Source organism: Limnohabitans sp. 2KL-3 (assembly GCF_001269405.1).
Taxonomy (GTDB): domain Bacteria; phylum Pseudomonadota; class Gammaproteobacteria; order Burkholderiales; family Burkholderiaceae_C; genus Limnohabitans_A.
Window position 1 is genome coordinate 145866 of record NZ_CXON01000006.1, and the last position, 21299, is coordinate 167164.

Genomic DNA, 21299 nt, shown 5'->3' on the forward strand with positions numbered 1-21299 from the left:
AGTCGCCTTACCAGGCCAGCGGCGTCAAGATGCCCCAAGGCAAAGGGACACGAAGCAACTTGTAAAAGGCAAAGTGAACCACCAAAGTAGCCACCACCGCCCAAAAGACCGATCGTCCCCAAGCCACTTGCAAGGATCTGAACAAGGTCACCAGCATCAAAAATGAGGTGATGAAAAATCCCAGCTCATCAGACAGCACGATGTAAAAGACCACCGAACCCAGCAGGGCGACCAGCGCCTTGGTGTGCCGCGGCGAACGCAGCCAGTCTTCCCACTCCAGCCATGGTCCATTCGCGCGATCACGCCAGCCTTGCCAGACCAGCAAAGCGCCGCCCGCACACAGGCCGATGGCAATCAAGCCCGGGAACAAAGCCGGCCCAACCGGCTGACCGGGGATATTGGGGTAGCCGCGCACAGCCCAGAGCACCGCAGCGCCCAAGGCCATGAGCAAGACGCCCCAAAAAGCGTCGTTGATTTTCATGGGCAGTCTTACTTGACCAGACCCACAGCCTTCATGGTCACGCCCATTTCGGCATCGGACTTGGCCATGAACTTGGCCATCTCATCCGGTCCGCCATAAATCACACCCAGGCCACGGCTGGTCATGAAGTCGTTGTACTCTTTGCTGGCCACGGCCTTGCGCACGGCCTCGGCCAATTTGGCTTGTACCGGTGCAGGCAAACCCTTGGGCGCGAGCACACCGCGCCACGCCGCCATGGTCCAGTTGCTGCCAGTGGCGGACTTCAGGGTGGGCACATTGGGGTACAGCGTCGAAGGTTTGGCATCCATGATGGCCAAGCTCTTGACCTTGCCCGCATCGATCAGCGAACGCGCTTCAGGCAGGGACACTGGTGCCACTTCCACGCCACCGGCCACCATGTCTTGCAAGCCAGGCGCTGCGCCGTTGCTGGGCACCCAAGGCAGTGCAGCAGGGTCGATTTTCTGGTCCAGCAACAAACCGGCAATGGCCAAATGCCAGATGCCGCCCTGGCCTGTGCCCGAGGCTTTGAACTTGCCGGGGTTGGCCTTGATGGCGGCGAGCAAATCGTTCACGTTTTTGTAAGGCGAATCGGCACGCACCTGAATGCCAGCCGGGTCGGCATTGACCAGACCGATGGGGGTGTAAGAAGCGCCTGTCAGCTGTGTCAGGCCCTGCCAATGCATCATGCCAATTTCGACCGTGGCCAGACCGATGGTGTAGCCGTCAGCGGGGGCCGAGGCAATGGCCGCATGGCCCACCACACCGCTGCCGCCCGTGCGGTTGACGACGGTCACGGGTTGACCGAGGTCTTTTTCGAGCAAGCTGGCCACGATGCGGGCCACCGCATCGGTACCACCACCGGCCCCCCAGGGCACGATCATGGTGATGGGGCGTGCGGGGTAGTTTTGCGCAGCTGCAGGCACAGCGGCTGCCAAACAAGCCAGACCAGCAACAGCACTGGCCACCAAAGTACGACGCGAGCGATTGAACATGGGTGTCTCCTTTTGATTTGTACAGCCGGGACCGACTGGCACCCGCCTCATCAAAATTTATACCCAATGCCTGCACAGACCATTAGGGTCAACCATAGCCTCAGTAACTCTGGCGACTGGAACCCTTGTGAACCCGCCGATTTGAACAACATCGTTTGCCAAGGGCACCCTGCCCTGGCCAGCGCCAGCGGGGGCCAAGGGTTGTGGGGCCTGAACACAGCGATCTCGGTGTTTTCACGCAAAAAGTCACGCCAGTGACGATTTGGCCAAGACTTTTCTTCAAAACTTGCCCCACCTCGTTTGGAGGCATGGCCCTCCATCGACCGGCTTGATGCACGTCTTCATGCCCCCATGGAACCTCACTCAAAGACACATTTCATGAATTTCAAGCACACCGCCCGCACCCTTTGTCTTGGCATCACCGCCGGGCTGGCGCTCAGCGCCTGCCAAACCGCCCCGACACAAGCCCCAGTGCCCCCGACCTCACCCGAAGTGGTGGGTGAGTTCCGCAAGGGCTCGGGCTACCTGAACGGCTACATCGACCGCAAGGAACTGCCCGACAGCCTGGCCTTGGTGCCACCCCCACCCGCCCCCGGCTCGGCCCGCCAGGCGGCCGACCTGCAGCAGCACCAGCAAACCCGCGCCCTGCGCAATACACCGCGCTGGGAATACGCCTTCAAGGACGTGAACCTGAAGTTTCCCGAAGCCGCCGGGGTGTTCTCGTGTGCGCTGGACATCCCCATCTCGCAAGAGGCCACGCCCCACCTGAACATGCTGCTGCGCCGCAGCCTGGTGGACGCGGGCTTTGCCACCTACAGGGCCAAAGACCACTACAACCGCAAGCGCCCCTTTGCCGAGCTGGGTGAAACCACCTGCTCGCCCAAGGAAGAAGCGCACCTGTCCAAAGACGGCGCTTACCCCTCCGGCCACGCCGCTTTGGGCTGGGCCTGGGGCTTGATCTTGGCTGGGCTCGCCCCCGACAAAGCCAACGCCTTGGTGCAACGCGGCCACGCCTTTGGCGACAGCCGCATGGTGTGTGGCGTGCACTGGCAAAGCGACCTGGAAGCCGGACGCGTGGTGGGCGCTGCCGCCGTGGCCCGCCTGCAAGCCGACCCGGTGTTCCAGGCCCAAGCCCAACTGGCCAAAGCCGAGATCGCCGCCGCCCGGGCCAAAGGTCTGAAATCGAATCGCACTGACTGCGCTGCCGAAGCCGCTGCTTTGAAACGCTGAGGGTGGGCGTTGGGCGCTGCACGCTGAACCGACCCAACTTCCTTTCATGGGGCCTGCGACAATCAGGCCCCATGCACCTGATCATTCCCTATGCGGCCAGCCACGCCTTCACCGGCCCCGAAGTCTGGGCCGGTTGGCAGCTGCCCCATTTGCAAACCCTGCTGAGCCTGCTGCAGCGCCAGCAGGTGCTGCAAGACTCCGAAGCCACACCGCTGCACCTGCCGCACGAACGCCTGCAAGCCCAGGCCCTGGGCTGGGCACCTGACGCCCCCACCCTGCCCTGGGCCGCTTGGCACCAGGCGCAACAGGGCCAAGCCAGTGCCGCGCCCCAAGCCTGGATGACGCCCTGCCACTGGCAAGTCGGCATGGACCAGGTGGTGATGGCCAACCCCGCGCATTTGCGCTTGAGCGACGAAGAATCGCAGCAGCTTTTGCAAGCCATGCAGCCCTTCTTGCAAGAAGACGGCCTGCAAGTGACCTGGCACAGCACCTTGCGCTGGCACGCCCAAGGCGCACTGCTGGCCGACCTGCCCACCGCCTCGCTCGACCGGGTGATCGGCCAAAACGTGAAAGACTGGATGCCCCAGCACCCCACTGCCCGGCCCCTGCAGCGCCTGCAAAGCGAGATGCAGATGCTGCTGTACAACCACCCGGTGAACGACGCTCGCGACGCCCGCAGGCAGCACACGGTGAACGCCTTTTGGCTGCATGGCGCGGGCACGCTGCCTGCGGTCACACCTTCCGCTGCGCCGCCCATGACCGAGACAGCGACCGTGTCAGACGCCCTGCGCTCCAGCGCTTTGCATGGCGATGTGCAGGCTTGGCGGCAAGCTTGGCAGCAGCTCGATGCCACGGCCGTGGCCGACCTGTTTCAACACCTGAAAGCGACAGGCCAAGGCCAGCTCAGCCTTTGCAGCGAACACGCGGCGCACACCTACACTGCCGCACCGGCCGCGTGGCACCAAAAAATCACCCGGCTGTTCAACAAACCTTCCCCTGCAGCGGCTCTTCAAGCCCTCATCACCCTCTGATCACCCCATGAATTTGCTCACCCGAGATGTGCCCCCCCGCAGCGCCTGGGCGCTGGAACAAGCGGGCATCCACCCCCTGCTGGCCCGCCTGTATGCCGCCCGTGGCGTGCAGTCCAAAGACGAACTCGACGACGCGCTGAACCTGCTGCTGCCCCCGGCCGGCATGCTGGGCACGCAAGCAGCCGCCCAGCTGCTGGCCGACGCCATGGCGCAAAACAAGCGCCTGTGCATCGTGGCCGATTACGACTGCGACGGCGCGACCGCCTGCGCCGTGGGTGTGCGCGGCCTGCGCATGCTGGGTGCACACAATGTGAGCTACCTGGTGCCCGACCGGGTAGTCGACGGCTACGGCCTGACGCCGCCGATTGCCGAGCGGGTGCACGCGCAAGGCGCCGATGTGTTGATCACCGTGGACAACGGCATTGCCAGCGTGGCGGGCGTGCAGGCAGCGCAAGCCCTGGGCCTGCAGGTGCTGGTGACCGACCACCATCTGCCGGGCAGCGAACTGCCCACGGCCGAAGTGATCGTCAACCCCAACCAGCCCGGCTGCAGCTTCACCAGCAAATCCATCGCGGGTGTGGGCGTCATGTTTTACGTGCTGCTGGCCCTTCGGGCCGAGTTGCGCCAGCGCGGCGTGTTTGATGCGAGCAACCAGCCGCGTCTGGACGCGCTGCTGCCGCTGGTGGCCTTGGGCACCGTGGCCGACGTGGTCAAGCTCGACGCCAACAACCGCCGCCTGGTGGCGCAAGGCCTGCGCCGCGTTCGTGCAGGCGCACTGCCGCCCGGCATGTCGGCGCTCATGCGCGCAGCGGGCCGCGAAACGGCCAAGGCCACCACGTTTGATTTTGGTTTTGCCCTGGGGCCGCGCATCAACGCGGCAGGCCGCTTGGCCGACATGACGCTCGGCATCGAGTGCCTGCTGACCGACGACGCAGGCCGCGCCGACGAGCTGGCCAAACAGCTGGACGCGATCAACCGCGAACGCCGCGTGATCGAGGGTGACATGCGCGAGATGGCCATGGAGATGGCAGAGTCGCTGTTTGACGAAGGCGACGAGCCGCCACCGGCGATTTGTGTGTTCGACCCGGATTTTCACGAAGGCGTGGTGGGCATCGTGGCCTCGCGCATCAAGGACAAATTGCACCGCCCCACCTTTGTGTTTGCGGCCAGCAGCGCCCCGGGCAAAGAGCACGAGCTCAAGGGATCGGGCCGCTCCATTGCGGGTTTTCATCTGCGCGATGCACTCGACCTGGTGGCCAAACGCGCCCCGGGCGTGCTGCTGCGTTTTGGCGGTCACGCCATGGCGGCGGGTTGCACCGTGGCCGAAGAACACCTCGATGTGTTTGAGGAAACGCTCAACCAAGTCGCCATGGAATGGCTGGACGCCGCTACGCTGCAACGCCGCCTGGAAACCGACGGCCCCCTGCCCGCCGAATACCGCAGGGTGGATTTGGTGGACATGCTGCACCACGAGGTCTGGGGCCAGGGCTTTGCACCACCGGTTTTTTGCGAAGAGATCGAGATCGTGTCGCAGCGCTTGGTGGGCGAGAAACACCTGTCGCTCAAGATGAAGCACCAAGGCCAGCCGGTGGACGGCATCTGGTTTGGCCGGACCGAGCCTTTGCCCTCACGGGTCAAACTGGCCTACCGCCTGGACGCCGACGAGTGGCAAGGCCAAAAGCGGGTGCGCTTTTTGGTCGAAGGCGCGGAGCTGTGAATTTGTAGGAGCACCGCCCTCGGTGCGATGGGGGTGGTGGTCTGCGAGGCTCTATCGCGGCGGGGGCGCCGCTCCCACAAGGGGTATGCCTGCATTTTGTAGGGGCCAACCCCTGTGGGGGAAATCTTCGGGGCACGTCCCACGCCTATCGCCCACGGGGTGGGCTCCCACAGAGGGTGTCTCAATGCTTGGTGGCCACTTTGCCCTGCAAGGCGTTCAGCACAGGCGCGGACACCAGGCCGGATACATCGCCACCCAGCTTGGCAATTTCGCGCACCAAAGTGCTGCTGATGTGCTGCACATGGGCGCTGGTGTGCAAAAACACGGTGTCCACTTCCGGGGCCAGGTGGCGGTTCATGCCGGACATTTGCGTTTCGTAGTCGTAGTCGGTCACCGAGCGCAGGCCGCGCACGATGACCTGAGCGTTTTGCGAACGCACAAACTCAACGATCAGGCCGTCAAACGGCAGCGCCTTCACGTTCGGGCAGTCGGCCAAAGCCGCTTGCGCCAGGGCCACGCGCTCGTCCAGACTGAACAGGGTTTTTTTGTGGTGTGCCACAGCCACGGCAATGATGACCTCGTCAAACATTTGGGCAGCGCGGCGGATCGCGTCTTCATGGCCCAGGGTGAGCGGGTCAAAGGTGCCGGAATAAACAGCGGTCACAGCGGTATTGGCAGATCGGCTCATGGCGTGTCTCCTTCAGCAGGGGTGGCAATCGAGGTGGGTGCAGTTTCAGGGCTGACCCGTTGCAACAAATGGGCGTGCACCGCGCCTGCTTTGAGGTGGCGTTCGCACTGTAGGCCCAAGGCTGTCAATGTCTCTGTGGGCCAAGCCACAGGCGCTTCCAAATAAATCCAGCCGCCCACGGGCACAGCCCGGGTGGCGGCTTTCAGGGCTGGCTCAAACCAGGGGCCGTCAAAAGGCGGGTCAATGAACACCAGGTCCACACTGCCCGCAGGCAACCGGCCCAAAGTGCTCACCGCGTCGCCGCGCTGCACACTGACCATGCTGGCTTTGAGGCGGGTGGCGTTGTCTTGTAAATCGCGCACCAGCACGGCGTCTTGCTCGACCATCAGCACATCGGCCGCGCCGCGCGATGCAGCCTCCAGGCCCAGAACGCCCGTGCCCGCAAACGCGTCCACGCAGCGCCAGCCGCTCAGGTCCTGACCCAGCCAGTTGAACAGGGTTTCGCGCACACGGTCGGGCGTGGGGCGCAGGCCGGGTTTGTCGATCACCTTCAGGCGAGTGCGCCGCCACTGCCCGCCGATGATGCGGATCTCGTGCGAAGGCGGGCCTTTGGGGGTTTTGGGGACAGGTTTTCGGGCTGCAGGTTTGGAAGCTGCGGCATGGGTCGATGAGCGTGATGTTTTCGATGAGGGCATGGTGCACAAGTGTAAAGGCCGCTGCCCACTGCGAACGCGATCTGACCTGGACATGGACGAGAAACAGCGCAGCTTCCAGCGTCACTGCTGGACACCTGTGGCTCACAACAAAGCCAGACGAAAAAAAACCAGCATCACGCTGGTTTTTTTTCAACAAGGTCAGGGACTCCGCGTGAACGCGGGTCCCGTGTCATCACTTGACAGCAGCCACTTTGGCATCCGCCTTGGCTTGTGCCTTGGCGGCGGCTTTGGCCGCTTTCTTTTCGGCTTTGGCTTTGGCTTGACTCTCTGCCTTGTCTTTTGCAGTGGCCTTCACATCGGCTTTCACATCGGCCTTCAAATCAGCTTTGGCATCTTTGGCTGCAGTCGCGGCTGCAGCGGGTGCAGCGGGTGCTGCGGCAGCTGTTGAAGCTTTGGCTGCGGTCGCGGCTACAGCGGGTGCTGTGACGGCTGTCGCAGGCAAGGCGGGCGCTTGGGCAAAGGCAGCGGCAGCAAAGAAACCGGCAACGAGGGTGGCGAGCAGCTTGTTCATGATCAAAACTCTTTCATCAGGTTTTCAGTCCAACACTTTGTTGAACTTGCAACTACAACGCCCCCTGCGCCAGTCCTGATGACGCGCCAGTCACCCCAGTTGTAACGCCGTGTTTCGTCGCACGGCGAGTGCTTGGGTTGTAGCGTTGCCAAGCCAAGTCATGGTGCTCAATGGCAGGCTCGTGGCCCATGACCAAATCGGTCACCAATTGCCCACTGCCGCAGGCCATGGTCCAGCCCAGGGTGCCGTGCCCGGTGTTCAAAAACAGCCCTTGCACCGGGCAAACCCCCACCACCGGGGTGCTGTCCGGCGTCATGGGTCGCAGGCCCGTCCAAAATTGCGCCTTGGATACATCGCCTCCCGGAAACAGGTCTTGCACCACCATCTCCAGCGTTTGACGGCGGCGCTCATCGAGCGACAGGTCGTAGCCCACCAAGCCCGCCATGCCGCCCACGCGGATGCGCTGATCAAAACGGGTGATGGCCACTTTGTAGCTCTCATCCAGCACCGTCGAGACGGGTGCCCGCGCCGCATCGATCAAGGGCAAGGTGAGCGAATAGCCTTTGACCGGGTAAACCGGCAAGTCCATGCCCAAGGGTTGCAGCAGCGCCCTTGACTGCACGCCCAGCGCCAGCACCACACGGTCGGCGGCCACATGGCGCAGGGGCTGACCCTTCTCCGGCCCAGAAGCTGCTTGCACCCACGCCCCTTGCACACGGCCGCCTTGCACGTCCAGCGCAGCGATGTCCTGCCCCCACTCAAAGCGCACACCGGCGGCCTCGGCCATGGCCGCCAGGCGGGTGCTGAACAGGTGGCAGTCGCCGGTTTCGTCGTCGGGCAAACGCAAGCCACCGGCCAGGCGCGGCAAAGCGTCGGCCAGGCCCGGCTCCACACCGGCCAACTGTTCTCGGCTGAGCAACTCAAAAGGCACGCCGCAGTCGCGCAACACCGCAATGTCTTTGTGCGCGGCATCGAGCTGGGCCTGGGTGCGAAACAACTGCAAGGTGCCGCCTTGGCGTTCTTCATAGCTCAGCCCCGTGTCGGCCCGCAGCTGGCGCAGCACATCGCGGCTGTAGTTGGACAGGCGCATCATGCGTTCTTTGTTGGTGGCGTAGTCGGCCCCATTGCACTGGGCCAGCATGCTCATCAACCAGCGCAATTGGAACAGGCTGCCGTCCGGACGCAGGCTCAAAGGGGCATGTTTTTGAAACAACCACTTGATCGCCTTCAAAGGAATGCCGGGGGCCGCCCACGGCGTGGAGTAACCCGGCGAGACCTGCCCGGCGTTGGCAAAGCTGGTCTCCATGGCGGGGCCACTTTGGCGGTCGATCACCGTGACCTCGGCCCCGGCGCGGGCCAGAAAATAGGCGGTGGTGGTGCCAATGACACCCGAACCCAAAACAAGGACTTTCATGGACCTGACCTCTAATTTTTGCAATGAAATGGATTCTAGGAACCACTTGTCAGTGAATTTCATTGAAAATCAAGCCCCGGACAGTGAAAGACACCATCCACCCCATCCCCCATGAAGGCTGCGCAGTGAAATGACCGAACTCGACCGCATCGACCTGAAAATCCTGGACGCCCTGCAAGCCCAGGGCCGCCTGAGCATGACCGAGCTGGCCGAACGGGTGGGCCTGTCGGCCTCACCCTGCACCGAGCGGGTGCGCCGCATGGAGCGCGAAGGCGTGATCACCGGTTACCACGCGCACCTGCACCCTCAGGCGCTGGGGCGCACGCTGCTGGTGTTTGTGGAGATTCGCCTGTCCAGCAAATCGGACGAGGTGTTCGAGAAAGTGCGTGCGGCCATGCAGGCCCTGCCCGAGGTGATGGAGTGCCACCTGGTGTCGGGCAGTTTTGACTACCTGATCAAGGCACGCCTGAAGGGCATGAGCGACTACCGCAGCTTGCTGGGCAAGTTGCTCAAAAACATCCCGGTGCCCGCCGAGTCACACAGCTATGTGGTGATGGAAGAGGTCAAGGAAAGCATGCAGCTGGCTTTGGGGCGGGCTTGAGCGCGGTTGGGCATCAGATCAACTCACGCGATAGGCTTGCCTTGATGCTGCCTTCCGACAGGCCATGCGGCTGAACGCATGTTGTGATTGTGGGAGCTCCGCCCTCGGGGCGATGATCTTTTTGTAGGAGCCCCGCCCTCGGGGCGATGGGAGGTGGTCTGCGAGGGGCGATCGCGACGGGGGCGTCGCTCCTACAGGGAGATGCCCTGCATTTTGTAGGAGCCCCGCCCTCGGGGCGATAGGTCGTGGTCTGTGAAGGTTTTCGCGACGAGGGCGTCGCTCCTACAGGGGCAATGCCCTGCATGTTGGCCACCTGCAGACCTTTCAGGGCGCAGCGCCCACCACCACCGTGACCATGCGCTCGGGCTGCAGCACCCGGGCCATGGCGCGTTGCACATCGGCGGCGCTGACGCGCTCGATCTGCCGCGTCCAGGTGTTCAGGTAGTCCAGCGGCAGCCGGTTCCAGGCGATGTTGGCCACGTTGTCCAGCAGCTTGCGGTTGCTGTCGATGCGCAGGGCAAAGCCGCCCACCAGGTTGGATTTGGCCGCTGTCAGCTCGGCCTCGGTCGGGCCCTGGCGCACAAAGCCTTGCACCACCTCTTGGGCCACTGCCACGGCTTGCTTGGCCTGGTCGGGGCGGGTTTGCAGGCCCACGGTGAAGGCTCCGGCGTGCTGGCCTGGGGCAAAACCGCTGTAGACGCTGTAGCTCAGGCCACGTTTTTCGCGCACCTGCTCGGTCAGGCGCGAAACAAAACCACCCCCGCCCAAAATGTGGTTGCCCACCAGCAGGGCAAAGAAGTCGGGGTCGGTGCGTTTGTAGCCGGGCTGGCCAATCAACACATGGGCCTGGGCCGAGTCAAAAGGCAAGTTCAGGTTTTCCGCAGCGGCCAAAGGGGCCACTTCGGGCACGGGCGGCAAGCTGGCGCAGCCTGACTCACGGGGCCACTGCGCCAGCAGGCGCTGCACCAAGGCATCGGCTTGGGCGCGGGTCAAAGTGCCCACCACACTCACCGTGGCGCGGCAAGCGCGCAGGGCCTGGGCGTGCAGGTTTTTCAGATCTTGCACACCGATGCGCGACAAGCTCTCGGGGGTGGCCCGAAAACCATAGGGGTGCGTGCCATACACGGCTTGTGCAAAGCGTTGCTGCACCACCGTGCCGGGCTTGGTGAGTGATTCCCGGATGGAGGCGCTGATGCGTTCGCGGTCACGCAGCCACATGGCCTCGGGAAAAGCCGGGTGCGCCATTTGCCGGGCCGCCAGTGCCACGGCTTTGTCCAGCAAATCGGGGTAGCTCAGGCTGCGCAGGCCAAAGCTCATGCGGTCACCGCTTGCACTGGCACCAAAGCTGGCACCCAAATCGGCCCAGGCCTCACCGATCTGGTTTTCGTCCAGGGCCTGGGGGTAAGGGCCTTGGCCCTTCCCTTGCACTTGCGGCTCGGCACGGGTGCCGTTGGCCATTTGCCCGGCCATGACCGAGGCCAGGCCAGCCTGCGCCGCCGGGTCACGGCGGCTGCCCGCGTCGATGTCGATCTGCACATCGACCATGGGGATGGCCTGGCTCTCGACCAGGTACACCCGTGCACCGCTGGGCTGGGTCCAGTGCTGGATGGGCAAGGAAGCGTGCGCCCAGCTGGCCGCGGCCCAACAGGCCAGCGTCAAGGCCGTGCGCCGCCAAGCCAGGGCGTTCAAGGAAGGGATGAGGAACATGGGGTTTGAAACTTTCATGAAGCGCTTTAATGGCGGGCACCGGGCAGGGCGCGACGCGCCCGGGGCTGGCCCGACATAGGCTGGGGCAACAAGGTGGCCACAGTGAGGCTGTCGTCACCAAAATACTTTTGCGCCACGGCCTGCACCTGGGCAGGCGTGACCTGCCTCAGCCGGGCGATCAGCTGCGCCCCGTAGTCTGGCGGCAAACCCAGTGTCCAGGCCACGCCCAACTCACGCGCTTGGTTAAACACCGAATCGAGCTTGTAAATTTCGCTGGCCACCCATTGGGTTTTGACGCGCTGCAGCTCGGCCTCGTTCACGCCCTCGGTAGCCACGCGTTGCACCTGGGCCCGCAAGGCCGCTTCCAGCGCTTGCGGCGTTTGGCCTTTGGCGGGCACACCTTCCAGGTAAAAGAACTGCGGCCCACGCCCCATGAGTCCGTTGTAAGCCCCCGCGCTGTCGGCCAGGCGGTTTTCACCTTGGGTCAGGGCGCGGTCCAGACGCGCGCCGCTGTAGCCATCGAGCACAGCGGCCAGCACCGTCAAGGCGAGGGCATCGTCATGTTCGGGCGAGGCCGCGAGGCTCACCAAGCGCGGCACTTTGAAAGCCAAGGCCACATACGACTGCTCGGCCGGGGCTTTGAATTCGAAGCGGCGCAAGCCTTGCTGCGCGGGCTCTTCCCGGGGTTTGCGATCGGGCACGGCGCGGATCGGGATGCTGCCGTAATACTTCTCAGCCAGTGCCTTGACTTGCAGCGGGTCCACATCGCCCGCCACCACCACGGCCGCATTGGCAGGGGTGTACCACTTGCGGTAAAAATCGCGGGCGTCTTGCGCCGTCATGGCCTCCAGGTCGCTCATCCAGCCAACGATGGGGCGGCGGTAGGGCGAGGCCGACAAGGCCGTGGCCGAGAGCATTTCGTGCAATTGGGCGCGGGGGTTGTCGTCGGTGCGCAAGCGGCGCTCTTCTTTCACCACCTCCAGCTCTTTGGCAAATTCGGCATCGGGCCACTGGTTGTTGGCAAAGCGGTCCGACTCCAGACGCATCACGGCTTCAAGCTGGCTGGATGGAATTTGCTGGTAATAGCCGGTGTAATCCTTGGCGGTGAAGGCGTTTTCGCGTCCGCCCAAAGCGGCCACACGGCGCGAGAACTCCCCCACAGCCAAAGTGGGCGTGCCTTTGAACAGCATGTGCTCCAGCACATGGGCCACACCGCTGGTGCCATCCACCTCGTCCATGGAGCCCACGCGCAGCCAGACCATGTGCACCGCCGTGGGGGCGCGGCGGTCGGGTTTGACCCACAGTGTCATGCCATTGGCCAAGGTGAAAGTCTGGACCTGGCTTGGGGCAGCCTGTTCTCGCGGCGGCGGGCTGTTTGCTGGTGCTTGCGGTGCCTGCGCCATGGCGCTCAGGCTGCTGCTGAGCAAGGCTGTTGTCAAAGAAAGACCCAAAAGAAAGTTCGGTTTCATAGAATGCATGATCCTTGAAATCCACGCCATGTTCAGCTTCTTCAAAAAAAAATCCCCACCCGCTGAGGTCCCATCAGCTCCAGCGGCCGTTGAACCCCAAGTTTCAGCACCCGTCGCCAGCAAGTCACCATCGCCCGCCAGCACACCCACACAGCCCCCGGACCCGTCTGCTGCAACACCTGCCGCCCCTGCCGCCCGCCAAGGCTGGCTGGACCGCCTCAAAGCCGGTCTGCGCAAGACCGGCTCCAGCATCACCACCGTCTTCACCGGCACGCGCATCGACGACGAACTGTACGAAGAGCTGGAAACCGCGTTGCTGGTGGCCGACACGGGGGTCAAGGCCACAGAACATTTGCTGCAAGACCTCAAGCGCCGCGTGAAAGAAGCCAAGGCGACTGACCCATCACAAGTCAAAACGCTGCTGGCCGATGCCATCACCGACTTGCTGACGCCTCTGCAAAAACCCCTGAGCATTGGCGACCACCACCCCACCGTGATCATGGTGGCGGGCGTCAACGGCGCGGGCAAAACCACCTCGATTGGCAAACTGACCAAGCACTTGGCCGACGAAGGCCTGAGCGTGCTGCTGGCCGCAGCCGACACCTTCCGCGCCGCCGCCAAAGAGCAGCTGGCGGTTTGGGCCACCCGCAACACGGTGGAGATCGTCAGCCAACAAGGCGGTGACCCGGCGGCCGTGAGCTTTGACGCGGTGAGCGCTGGCCGCGCCCGTGGCCGCGACGTGGTCTTGGTCGACACCGCAGGCCGCTTGCCAACACAAACCCATTTAATGGAAGAGCTGAAAAAAATCAAGCGCGTGGTGCAAAAAGCCGACGGCACCGCCCCGCACGAGGTGCTGCTGGTGATCGATGGCAACACTGGGCAAAACGCCTTGGCCCAAGTCAAAGCCTTTGACGACACATTGGGCCTCACGGGCCTGATCGTGACCAAGCTCGACGGCACCGCCAAGGGCGGCGTGCTGTGCGCCATTGCCCGCGAAAAGCCGATTCCGGTCTACTTCATTGGGGTAGGGGAAAAACTGGAAGACCTGGAAACCTTCAACGCCCGTGAGTTTGCCCAAGCCCTGCTGAGCTGAACACCCCGGTATTTCGCCGTTCACCAGCGCACAGACACCCCCCCTCTTCACTCACAAAATAGGGGGAAACCCCATGCCCACAGCCAAGCTGAGGCCGCCCTTTAGCACTCCTCACCAGAGAGTGCTAACATTGGGGTATTCTGAAAGGAGTTCTGGTATGAACATTCAAACTGGTTCCCCCGCCACAGCCATCGCGCTGAGCAATCCTTGGGCGGTCGTGCCCTCGCTCGGCCACTTGGACGCCTACATCTCTGCGGTCAACCGCATGCCCATGCTCACCCTCGAGGAAGAGCAAGAAGCCGCCCGCCAACTCAAAGCCAACGACGACTTGGAAGCCGCCCGCAAGCTGGTGCTCTCGCATCTGCGTTTGGTCGTCTCGGTGTCTCGCCAATACTTGGGTTATGGCCTGCCCCATGGCGACCTGATCCAGGAAGGCAATGTGGGCCTGATGAAGGCGGTCAAGCGATTCGACCCCGAGCAAGGCGTGCGCCTGGTCAGCTATGCGCTGCATTGGATCAAGGCCGAAATTCATGAGTACATCCTGAAAAACTGGCGCATGGTCAAAATGGCCACCACCAAGGCCCAGCGCAAGCTCTTTTTCAACTTGCGCTCGATGAAGCAAGGCTACAAAGCCGACGCCGACGAAGGCACGCACCGCGACACCCTGACGCCCGACCAGGTCGACGCGATGGCCAACAGCCTGAACGTCAAGCGCGAAGAAGTGCGCGAGATGGAAATGCGCATGTCCGGCGGCGATGTGCTGCTGGATCCGGCCCCATCGGACGACGGTGAGCAGGCCTTTGGCCCCATTGCCTACCTGGCCGATGTGAACCACGAGCCCACCGCCATGATCGAAGCGCACCAGCGCGATGTGATGGCCAGCGATGGCTTGGCCAGTGCTTTGAGCGTGCTGGACGAGCGAAGCCGCCGCATCGTGGAAGAGCGCTGGCTCAAAGTGAACGACAACGGCTCGGGCGGCATGACGCTGCACGACCTGGCCGACGAGTACGGTGTGAGCGCTGAGCGCATCCGTCAGATCGAAGTCGCGGCCATGAAGAAGATGAAAAAGGCGCTGGTCGAGTTCGCTTGAACTCAGGGCCTGTCGCCTGCTTTGACTTCAATACCCGGCTTCGACCGGGTATTTTTTCGCCTGCTGTGCGCTAAAGTCACGGCAGTTTTGTTTTGAAAGGCTACGCCATGACCGCTCGCACCCCCACTGTTTTTTCTCGCCGCCATCTGGCCCAAGCCCTTGGCGCTGCTTTGGCTCTGGGACTGACACCTTCATGGGCCACTCCCTCTTCCACTGCATCAACAGCCACTTGGCCCAGCCAAACCGTGCGCTTGGTGGTCGGCTTTCCCGCCGGCTCCAGCCCCGACCTGACGGCACGCGCCTTGGCCGAACCACTGGCCAAAGCCTTGGGCCAAAACGTGATCGTCGAGAACAAAGTGGGTGCCGGCGGCAACATCGCGGCTGACTTCGTGGCCAAATCAACCGACGGCCACACCCTGGGCCTGATGATCAACGGCAACATGACGATTGCCCGCATCCTGAACCCCAAGGTGCCTTACGACCCGCTCAAAGACCTGGCACCCATCAGCCTGATTGGCAAAGCCCCTTTGGTGCTGACTGTTCCCGCGTCAGGACCCGGAGTGGCACCTGGCCAAACCGCAGCCGAATGGTTGAGCCAAGCCCAAAAAGCGGGCGACAAGCTCAGTTATGCCTCGCCCGGTGTCGGCACGGTGGCGCACCTGGGCATGGAGTTGCTCAAGACCAAAGCCGGTATTGCCCCTGTGCATGTGCCCTACCCCGGCAACCCGCAGATCATCACCGCCATGCTCGGTGGGCAAGTGCAATTGGCTTTGCTGCCGCCTGCCCTGTCGGCAGCGCAAGTGCGCGGCGGCAAACTCCGGGCCATTGGGGCTTCGAGCACCGGACGCAGCCCCGTGGCCGCCGAGGTGCCCAGCCTGTCAGAGATCGGTGTGAAGGATTACCAGCTGGAGATCTGGAACGCGGTGGCCGCCCCCGCCTCGATGCCAGCGGCTGTGGCCAGCAAGCTGTCGGCCGTGGTCAGCGAGATCGTGCGTGCGCCCGAGATGCGTGCGCGTTTGTTCCAGCAAGGCTGGCAGGTGGTGGGCTCTTCGCCCGAGGGTTTGCGCAACCGGATTCAATCCGACACGAAAGCGCTCGGCGACATCATCCGGAGCCAGAAAATCGAAGTGAACTGAGACGTGGCAAGGGGGCCACATCCCCCTGCCCCTATTTCCCAAAAAATGGCATGCCTTTCAGGCATCTTTTTCTTGAGCTGAGTGATTGATACCGAAACTTTATTTGCCGCTCAGCAAAATTTTCACATCGGCCGCCAAGGACTCAGCCCCGCTGGCATGGCGGTTGTAAAGCCGAATTCGCCCTTGTGGGTCAAAGGTGAAGCTGCCCGCCGAGTGGTCCATGGTGTAGCTCGTGGGGGTTTTGCCCTCTACCTTTTTGAAATAGATCTTGAAGTCTTTGGTCACTTTGGGCAGTTGTTCAGCCGTAGGGTGCAGGCCCACAAAGTCTGAGCCAAAGTTGGCCATGTAGGCCTTGAGCAACTCGGGTGTATCGCGCTCCGGATCGACGGTGATGAAGACGCCTTGCAATTTATCCGCGTCAGCCCCCAAAAGTTGTTTGGCTTGCGCCATTTCCTGCAAAGCGGTAGGGCACACATCGGGGCATTGGGTGTAGCCAAAAAACACCACCACCGCTTTGCCCGCAAAATCCTTGAGCCTGCGCACCTGGCCGTTTTGGTCGCTCAGCTCAAAGCCTTGGGCGTAATCGGCTCCGGTGATGTCCACACCCCGAAAAGCGGGTTTGTCTTGGCCACAAGCGACCAAACCCACAAGGGCTGCGGCCACGCCCATGGCCAAAGCGGCTTTTGCAAAAACTCTGCGCGTCATGTTCAGGCCTTAAAAAATGTAATGGTCCAGCAGCAACGCGGCAAACAAAGCGCTCAAGTGGATCAAGGAAAAACGGAATGTCTTGCGGGCCAACTCGTCTGAGTAGGCGCGGTACAGCGCCACCGCATAGCCGATGAAACCGATGCTCAGCACCACCGCTGCGACCAAGTAAAGCCATGAACTCATGCCGTACACAAAGGGCATCAGGCAAGAGGCCATGAGCACAATGGTGTAGAGCAAGATTTGCAAGCGCGTGAATTCGTTGCCGTGCGTCACGGGCAACATGGGCAGACCCGACTTGCGGTAATCCTCCACGCGGTACAGTGCCAAGGCCCAAAAGTGGGGGGGCGTCCACAAGAAGATGATCAAAAACAGGATCAAGGCCTCAGGCCCGACCTGTCCGGTCATGGCCGCCCAGCCCAGCACCGGTGGCATGGCCCCACTGGCGCCACCGATCACGATGTTTTGCGGCGTCAGCGGCTTGAGGATCACGGTGTAAATGATGGCGTAACCCACAAAGGTGGCAAAGGTGAGCCACATGGTCAAAGGATTGACCAAAACATAGAGCACGGCCGAACCCAAAGCACACAAGACGGCTGAAAACAGCAAGGCCTGACGGTCACTCAGCTCCCCTTTGGCAGTGGGGCGCCAAGACGTGCGCTTCATTTTGGAATCGATGGTTTTTTCAACCAGGCAGTTGAAAGCCGCGGCTGCCCCTGCGACCAACCAGATGCCGACACAGGCCCACAAACCGAGCATCAACTCGGCCAAACTGGGCACGCCGGGCACCGCCAAAACCATGCCGATCAAGGCACAAAAAACAATCAACTGCACCACACGCGGCTTGGTCAATGCGTAGTACTGACGCCATGCAGAAGTAGGCAAAGGGGCGGTGGCGGCGGTCATGGGACAGACTTTTTGAAATTGGAGGAAGACTGTGGATTATCGGCGCGACTGATGCTCAAGGCCCAGGTCAAGGTGACCACCATGGCGGCGGCGCCTCCCGTGTGCATCACGGCGGCCAACAATGGCCAACCCAGCACCACGTTGCTCAGGCCTGTGATGAATTGAAGGGCTGACAAACCCAACAACCATTGTCCAGCAGACACCAAGCCCGGTTGCTGGCGCAAGCGCCAACCCAACCACACCAACACAGCCAACACCAGCCAAGCGGCCGAACGGTGCACAAAGTGAATCGACGACAAGGCACTGAAGGGCAACAAGTCACCTGCAGGGGTATGGCCCAACTCGCGCCAAACACTGAAGCCTTGCCAGTTCATCTCAGGCACCCACTGGCCATGGCAGGTCGGAAAATCAGGACAGGCCAGCACCGCGTAATTGGTGCTGACCCAACCACCCAAGGCGATTTGCAGCCACAGCACGCCAACCCCCAACCACAAGCCCGTGCGCAAACCCGCAGGCAAAGGCCGTTTGTTGGCACCGTCGTAGCGCACGGCCTGGGCCATCAGCAATGCCAGCAAACCAATACCAAACATCAGGTGCAAGGTGACAATGGCTGGAAAGAGCTTCATGGTCACCGTGAGTGCGCCAAAAGCACCTTGCAAACAGACCCACACCAAGGTGAAGGTGGGCCACCATGGGCTGACCGTTTCGCTTCGGCGGCGCAGCCACCAGGTCATGCTGGCAAGCGTCAAGATCAGCACACCCACACCTGTGGCCAAGTAGCGGTGCACCATCTCAATCCAGGCTTTGCCGTGTGTCACTGGCCCTGTGGGCATGGCGGTCTGAGCAGCGGTGATCTCGACTTTGGCACCCATGGGCGTGGCACTGCCGTAACAACCCGGCCAATCCGGGCAACCCAAGCCGGAATCGGTCAACCGGGTGAAGGCACCGAACAGCACCAAATCAAAGGTCAGGAACAAAGTGATCAAGGTCAATGCCTTGAGCCGACCAGAGGGGGTGGCGCTGCGCTGTCTCCACAACCACCAGCCCAAGGGCAAAGCTGCCACCGCCAGGCCCACCGCCATCAGCTCAAGCACAGGGGCCAGGTTGTACAGGTCAACTTCGGTCATGCTTCAGCGCCCCGCCTGGTCCCAAGACGAAGAGGCCTTGAGCAAGCGTTCAAGGTCTCGTTTGGCTTTGGAGGCGCTGGGCACGTCCATGTTCGCCGGAAAACGCATCATGAAGTTGCCCATGGGGTCGATCACATACAAATGGTCTTGTAACTGTTGTCCAGCGGCTGGTTGCATCCAGCTTTGCACGGTGGCCAGATCAAGGCGCAGCACATGTGCCATATTGAGCGCTGGCAGCAAGGTTTGGGCCACGGGCGCGTCGTCGGTGATGAGCCACACGCGGTCCAAACGGTCTTTTTCACGACCCAAAATTTCACGCAACTGGCGCTGAAAATACAGATTTTCCTGACAACGCTCGGCACACGCAGCAGGCCCCACGTTCACCAGCAACCACTGACCCTTCAAACTCGCCAAGGTCACCGACTCTCCTTGCAGGTTTTTGGCTGAGACTTGAGGCATGTCTTTTTGCGGCTGAATCAACTCGCCATAGACACGACGCCCCTCGGGGCGAATCACGTAGTAGGTGAAATAGGAGGCAATGACCGGCGATGCGCAAATCAGCAACATGGCGATCATTTTCCATCGCCCCATACGGGTGCGTTGGGCATCAGCCTGCACCACCTCGCTCGAATGGGGCATGTCATGCACGGTCATGGCCAGTGGGCTGTCAGACAGGTCGTTTTTGGCGGCGGGGTTGGACAATTTGGAACCAGACATAAAGTAAAGCGATCAGGCCACTGAGGCCAAACCATTGAAAAGCGTATCCATGGTGCTTTTCAACACCACTGGCCACCACGGGCCATTCGCGCAACAAGCCTTCTGAGGCCGGGCCGGATTGCAACAAAGTCACTTCGAGCACGGGCAAACCTGTTGCTTGCCTGTAAGCAGTCAAGTCGAGATTTTGCCGTATTGGCCCTGTCTCGATGGCGCCAAAGTCATAGAGCCTTGAAGGCCATGGGGCCAAATGTCCCTGTACCTCCACCAAACCTCCTGGCGTTTGCAGCACAGGCAAAGCCGCTCGGTCGTTGAACGACCTTTGTGCCCAACCCCGCTGCACCAACACCACTGCACCAGAGCCGTCCAATTTCAAGGGAGTCAATGCAAAAAATCCGGGTTTGGCATTCATCTGCCGGTTGTCCAAAAACACCGTATGTTCAGGCAACCAATGGCCTTTGAGTGCCATTCGCCGATGAATCAATCCTTGTCGCTGGGAGGCTTCTTCTTCGCCTGTGCCCAAACTGCGGCCATCCAGAACCACTTGGTCTGATTGCTGTTGCTTGGCATTTTGCAAAGCTGTTTTTTCAGCGGCTCGCCCCATTTGCCAAAGCCCCAGAGAAAACGTGATCAGCACACCCAAAGCGGCCACCCCCAATAGCAGCCATCTTTGCCAATTGGGGGTCTTGTCAGTCATAAGATAATGTGCTCATGAAAATACTGGTTGTCATCGCCTTCATCGGCATTGTGTTGAGCTTGGGCTCGGCTTTGTTTTACATGATGCGGGGCAGCGCCCCACCTGTCGAAGGTCAATCCCCTAAAAAGGGCAATATGGCCACTGCCCTCGCCTTTCGCGTCGGATTCTCGATTGTCCTCTTCATCTGCGTTCTGGTTTCATGGAAGATGGGCTGGATTCAGCCCACAGGTATTCCACCGGGCGCTTGAACGATCCACACCATTTGATCCACTTTGGCTTGCGTCACCGGCACCATCGATTCAAAAGCTTTCAGCCTTTCCATCAATAAAAAAGCGCCCTAGGGCGCTTTTTTTATGGGGCCATGGCGGTTTTACATCCAGTAAACCAAGATGTACAAGCCCAGCCAGACCACGTCAACAAAGTGCCAATACCAAGCTGCACCTTCAAAACCAAAATGACGGTCTTTGGTGAAGTGGCCTTTTTGCAAGCGCAAGGTGATAAACAAGAGCATCAACATACCCACTAAGACGTGGAAGCCATGGAAACCAGTCAACATGTAAAAAGTCGAGCCATAAATACCAGACGACAGTTTCAGGTTCAGATCGCCCCAAGCGTGTGCATATTCGTAGCCCTGAACAAACAGGAAAATCACGCCCAGCAATACAGTCATCCACATGAACTTGATGGTTTTGCTGCGATCACCCACCTGCAATGCATGGTGCGCCACCGTCAAAGTGACACCTGAAGTCAACAACAATGCGGTGTTGATCGTGGGCAACCAAAACGGGCCCATGGTCTGGAAGGGTTCGATGATCCCGGCGGGTGAAGTGGTCGCACCAGCCACCAAGCTCGGCCAAGCGGCCTTAAAGTCTGGCCAAAGCAAGGCATTCTCAAGGCTGCCCAAAGCAGGCACAGAGTGCGAACGAGCCCACCACAGTGCCGTGAAAAATGCACCGAAGAACATGACTTCGGAGAAGATGAACCAAGTCATGCTCCAACGGTAAGACAGATCAATCTTGTGGCCATACATGCCGCCTTCACTCTCGTGCACAGCTTCAGAGAACCATTGGTACAAAACAATCAACCACCAAGCCATGCCAAAGAACAGGCAATACATGCCCCAATCGGCACCGTTGATCCACTGACCTGCTCCCAGAATCAGGAAGAACAAGCCGATCGCAGCCATCACGGGGTGACGCGATTCGTGCGGTACAAAGTAGTAAGGCGTGCTGCCGTGTGCTGCTGAACTCATAGGAACTCCTGCTCTCTCTTAT

At 61.3% G+C, this 21299-nt stretch carries 22 protein-coding genes; 8 read left to right on the forward strand and 14 right to left on the reverse strand.

Annotation, left to right across the window (positions count from 1 at the left end; all coding sequences use genetic code 11):
- Positions 1 to 7: 7 nt before the first annotated feature.
- Both AMM41_RS10530 and AMM41_RS10535 read right to left on the reverse strand, forming a co-directional pair.
- Complete coding sequence (locus AMM41_RS10530) at positions 8 to 481, reverse strand: tripartite tricarboxylate transporter TctB family protein (RefSeq protein WP_089957346.1); 474 nt, start codon at positions 479 to 481, stop codon at positions 8 to 10.
- A gap of 8 nt (positions 482 to 489) precedes the next feature.
- Entirely contained in the window at positions 490 to 1473 is a 984-nt protein-coding gene (locus AMM41_RS10535; RefSeq protein ID WP_089957350.1) for a tripartite tricarboxylate transporter substrate binding protein, read from the reverse strand.
- Positions 1474 to 1851: 378 nt separating this feature from the next.
- Between AMM41_RS10535 and AMM41_RS10540 the strand changes: the two genes are divergently transcribed.
- From AMM41_RS10540 to recJ, 3 genes are all read left to right on the forward strand, one after another.
- A complete protein-coding gene (locus AMM41_RS10540) occupies positions 1852 to 2703 on the forward strand; it encodes an acid phosphatase (RefSeq protein ID WP_089957353.1) in 852 nt (283 codons plus the stop codon).
- A 71-nt stretch (positions 2704 to 2774) separates the two neighbouring features.
- The gene (locus AMM41_RS10545) at positions 2775 to 3734 is read left to right on the forward strand and encodes a hypothetical protein (RefSeq protein ID WP_089957356.1); all 960 of its coding nucleotides are present in this window, start codon (positions 2775 to 2777) and stop codon (positions 3732 to 3734) included.
- 7 nt (positions 3735 to 3741) lie between these two features.
- Complete coding sequence (recJ, locus tag AMM41_RS10550) at positions 3742 to 5451, forward strand: single-stranded-DNA-specific exonuclease RecJ (protein ID WP_089957359.1); 1710 nt, start codon at positions 3742 to 3744, stop codon at positions 5449 to 5451.
- 181 nt (positions 5452 to 5632) lie between these two features.
- Here the strand turns inward: recJ and coaD are convergent, their stop codons facing one another.
- The 4 genes from coaD to AMM41_RS10570 all read right to left on the reverse strand — a co-directional run bounded on the left by coaD (position 5633) and on the right by AMM41_RS10570 (position 8780).
- Positions 5633 to 6139 (reverse strand): pantetheine-phosphate adenylyltransferase, encoded by a 507-nt coding sequence (gene coaD / locus AMM41_RS10555; RefSeq protein WP_089957364.1) that lies wholly within the window; start codon positions 6137 to 6139, stop codon positions 5633 to 5635.
- On the reverse strand, positions 6136 to 6834 hold the full coding sequence (gene rsmD / locus AMM41_RS10560; RefSeq protein ID WP_089957368.1) for a 16S rRNA (guanine(966)-N(2))-methyltransferase RsmD: 699 nt from the start codon (positions 6832 to 6834) through the stop codon (positions 6136 to 6138). The genes coaD and rsmD overlap by 4 nt, the downstream gene beginning before the upstream one ends.
- Before the next feature lie 193 nt (positions 6835 to 7027).
- Positions 7028 to 7366 carry a hypothetical protein gene (locus AMM41_RS10565; RefSeq protein WP_089957369.1) on the reverse strand — a complete coding sequence of 113 codons (339 nt, stop codon included), beginning with the start codon at positions 7364 to 7366 and terminating at the stop codon, positions 7028 to 7030.
- Positions 7367 to 7418: 52 nt separating this feature from the next.
- Positions 7419 to 8780, reverse strand: a complete 1362-nt coding sequence (locus AMM41_RS10570; protein ID WP_089957372.1) for a D-amino acid dehydrogenase — start codon at positions 8778 to 8780, stop codon at positions 7419 to 7421.
- A gap of 130 nt (positions 8781 to 8910) precedes the next feature.
- On the opposite strand from AMM41_RS10570, the gene AMM41_RS10575 reads away from it, so the two are divergent.
- On the forward strand, positions 8911 to 9381 hold the full coding sequence (locus AMM41_RS10575) for a winged helix-turn-helix transcriptional regulator (protein WP_089957374.1): 471 nt from the start codon (positions 8911 to 8913) through the stop codon (positions 9379 to 9381).
- A 324-nt stretch (positions 9382 to 9705) separates the two neighbouring features.
- On the opposite strand, the gene AMM41_RS10580 is transcribed toward AMM41_RS10575, so the two are convergent.
- Together AMM41_RS10580 and AMM41_RS10585 are read right to left on the reverse strand one after the other, a co-directional pair.
- A complete protein-coding gene (locus AMM41_RS10580; RefSeq protein ID WP_228769227.1) occupies positions 9706 to 11088 on the reverse strand; it encodes a M16 family metallopeptidase in 1383 nt (460 codons plus the stop codon).
- A gap of 26 nt (positions 11089 to 11114) precedes the next feature.
- Positions 11115 to 12557 carry a M16 family metallopeptidase gene (locus AMM41_RS10585; RefSeq protein ID WP_089957380.1) on the reverse strand — a complete coding sequence of 481 codons (1443 nt, stop codon included), beginning with the start codon at positions 12555 to 12557 and terminating at the stop codon, positions 11115 to 11117.
- Between the two features lie 28 nt (positions 12558 to 12585).
- Between AMM41_RS10585 and ftsY the strand changes: the two genes are divergently transcribed.
- The 3 genes from ftsY (at position 12586) to AMM41_RS10600 (ending at position 15876) form a co-directional block, all read left to right on the forward strand.
- Positions 12586 to 13650 carry a signal recognition particle-docking protein FtsY gene (gene ftsY / locus AMM41_RS10590; RefSeq protein ID WP_089957547.1) on the forward strand — a complete coding sequence of 355 codons (1065 nt, stop codon included), beginning with the start codon at positions 12586 to 12588 and terminating at the stop codon, positions 13648 to 13650.
- A 157-nt stretch (positions 13651 to 13807) separates the two neighbouring features.
- Positions 13808 to 14740, forward strand: coding sequence for an RNA polymerase sigma factor RpoH (rpoH, locus tag AMM41_RS10595; protein WP_089957382.1), 933 nt, complete (start codon positions 13808 to 13810; stop codon positions 14738 to 14740).
- A gap of 107 nt (positions 14741 to 14847) precedes the next feature.
- Positions 14848 to 15876 (forward strand): Bug family tripartite tricarboxylate transporter substrate binding protein, encoded by a 1029-nt coding sequence (locus tag AMM41_RS10600; protein WP_089957384.1) that lies wholly within the window; start codon positions 14848 to 14850, stop codon positions 15874 to 15876.
- 99 nt (positions 15877 to 15975) lie between these two features.
- On the opposite strand, the gene AMM41_RS10605 is transcribed toward AMM41_RS10600, so the two are convergent.
- From AMM41_RS10605 to AMM41_RS10625, 5 genes are read right to left on the reverse strand one after another with little or no spacing between them, the layout of a single operon-like run.
- Entirely contained in the window at positions 15976 to 16581 is a 606-nt protein-coding gene (locus AMM41_RS10605; protein WP_194944733.1) for an SCO family protein, read from the reverse strand.
- 9 nt (positions 16582 to 16590) lie between these two features.
- On the reverse strand, positions 16591 to 17487 hold the full coding sequence (cyoE, locus tag AMM41_RS10610) for a heme o synthase (RefSeq protein ID WP_089957389.1): 897 nt from the start codon (positions 17485 to 17487) through the stop codon (positions 16591 to 16593).
- Complete coding sequence (locus AMM41_RS10615; protein ID WP_089957390.1) at positions 17484 to 18614, reverse strand: COX15/CtaA family protein; 1131 nt, start codon at positions 18612 to 18614, stop codon at positions 17484 to 17486. Before AMM41_RS10615 ends, cyoE begins: the two co-directional genes overlap by 4 nt.
- A gap of 3 nt (positions 18615 to 18617) precedes the next feature.
- Positions 18618 to 19331, reverse strand: coding sequence for an SCO family protein (locus AMM41_RS10620; RefSeq protein WP_089957393.1), 714 nt, complete (start codon positions 19329 to 19331; stop codon positions 18618 to 18620).
- Positions 19282 to 20025 carry an SURF1 family protein gene (locus AMM41_RS10625; protein WP_089957394.1) on the reverse strand — a complete coding sequence of 248 codons (744 nt, stop codon included), beginning with the start codon at positions 20023 to 20025 and terminating at the stop codon, positions 19282 to 19284. The genes AMM41_RS10620 and AMM41_RS10625 overlap by 50 nt, the downstream gene beginning before the upstream one ends.
- A 14-nt stretch (positions 20026 to 20039) precedes the next feature.
- On the opposite strand from AMM41_RS10625, the gene AMM41_RS10630 reads away from it, so the two are divergent.
- Positions 20040 to 20273, forward strand: a complete 234-nt coding sequence (locus AMM41_RS10630; protein ID WP_089957397.1) for a twin transmembrane helix small protein — start codon at positions 20040 to 20042, stop codon at positions 20271 to 20273.
- Between the two features lie 122 nt (positions 20274 to 20395).
- Here the strand turns inward: AMM41_RS10630 and AMM41_RS10635 are convergent, their stop codons facing one another.
- Positions 20396 to 21277: a cytochrome c oxidase subunit 3 gene (locus AMM41_RS10635; RefSeq protein WP_089957399.1), complete on the reverse strand. Its 882-nt coding sequence runs from the start codon at positions 21275 to 21277 to the stop codon at positions 20396 to 20398.
- Positions 21278 to 21299 lie beyond the last annotated feature (22 nt).

What these genes read in the sequence shown, in the direction of transcription:
- recJ (WP_089957359.1), top strand. Translation starts at nt 3,742, where the DNA reads ATGAATTTGCTCACCCGAGATGTGCCCCCCCGCAGCGCCTGGGCGCTG.
- rpoH (WP_089957382.1), top strand. Translation starts at nt 13,808, where the DNA reads ATGAACATTCAAACTGGTTCCCCCGCCACAGCCATCGCGCTGAGCAAT.
- AMM41_RS10530 (WP_089957346.1), bottom strand. Translation starts at nt 481, where the DNA reads ATGAAAATCAACGACGCTTTTTGGGGCGTCTTGCTCATGGCCTTGGGC.
- AMM41_RS10585 (WP_089957380.1), bottom strand. Translation starts at nt 12,557, where the DNA reads ATGAAACCGAACTTTCTTTTGGGTCTTTCTTTGACAACAGCCTTGCTC.
- AMM41_RS10600 (WP_089957384.1), top strand. Translation starts at nt 14,848, where the DNA reads ATGACCGCTCGCACCCCCACTGTTTTTTCTCGCCGCCATCTGGCCCAA.
- AMM41_RS10570 (WP_089957372.1), bottom strand. Translation starts at nt 8,780, where the DNA reads ATGAAAGTCCTTGTTTTGGGTTCGGGTGTCATTGGCACCACCACCGCC.
- AMM41_RS10575 (WP_089957374.1), top strand. Translation starts at nt 8,911, where the DNA reads ATGACCGAACTCGACCGCATCGACCTGAAAATCCTGGACGCCCTGCAA.
- AMM41_RS10625 (WP_089957394.1), bottom strand. Translation starts at nt 20,025, where the DNA reads ATGACTGACAAGACCCCCAATTGGCAAAGATGGCTGCTATTGGGGGTG.
- AMM41_RS10565 (WP_089957369.1), bottom strand. Translation starts at nt 7,366, where the DNA reads ATGAACAAGCTGCTCGCCACCCTCGTTGCCGGTTTCTTTGCTGCCGCT.
- AMM41_RS10540 (WP_089957353.1), top strand. Translation starts at nt 1,852, where the DNA reads ATGAATTTCAAGCACACCGCCCGCACCCTTTGTCTTGGCATCACCGCC.
- AMM41_RS10545 (WP_089957356.1), top strand. Translation starts at nt 2,775, where the DNA reads ATGCACCTGATCATTCCCTATGCGGCCAGCCACGCCTTCACCGGCCCC.
- AMM41_RS10615 (WP_089957390.1), bottom strand. Translation starts at nt 18,614, where the DNA reads ATGACCGAAGTTGACCTGTACAACCTGGCCCCTGTGCTTGAGCTGATG.
- cyoE (WP_089957389.1), bottom strand. Translation starts at nt 17,487, where the DNA reads ATGACCGCCGCCACCGCCCCTTTGCCTACTTCTGCATGGCGTCAGTAC.
- rsmD (WP_089957368.1), bottom strand. Translation starts at nt 6,834, where the DNA reads ATGCCCTCATCGAAAACATCACGCTCATCGACCCATGCCGCAGCTTCC.
- AMM41_RS10535 (WP_089957350.1), bottom strand. Translation starts at nt 1,473, where the DNA reads ATGTTCAATCGCTCGCGTCGTACTTTGGTGGCCAGTGCTGTTGCTGGT.
- AMM41_RS10630 (WP_089957397.1), top strand. Translation starts at nt 20,040, where the DNA reads ATGAAAATACTGGTTGTCATCGCCTTCATCGGCATTGTGTTGAGCTTG.
- AMM41_RS10620 (WP_089957393.1), bottom strand. Translation starts at nt 19,331, where the DNA reads ATGTCTGGTTCCAAATTGTCCAACCCCGCCGCCAAAAACGACCTGTCT.
- AMM41_RS10580 (WP_228769227.1), bottom strand. Translation starts at nt 11,088, where the DNA reads ATGTTCCTCATCCCTTCCTTGAACGCCCTGGCTTGGCGGCGCACGGCC.
- coaD (WP_089957364.1), bottom strand. Translation starts at nt 6,139, where the DNA reads ATGAGCCGATCTGCCAATACCGCTGTGACCGCTGTTTATTCCGGCACC.
- AMM41_RS10635 (WP_089957399.1), bottom strand. Translation starts at nt 21,277, where the DNA reads ATGAGTTCAGCAGCACACGGCAGCACGCCTTACTACTTTGTACCGCAC.
- AMM41_RS10605 (WP_194944733.1), bottom strand. Translation starts at nt 16,581, where the DNA reads ATGACGCGCAGAGTTTTTGCAAAAGCCGCTTTGGCCATGGGCGTGGCC.
- ftsY (WP_089957547.1), top strand. Translation starts at nt 12,586, where the DNA reads ATGTTCAGCTTCTTCAAAAAAAAATCCCCACCCGCTGAGGTCCCATCA.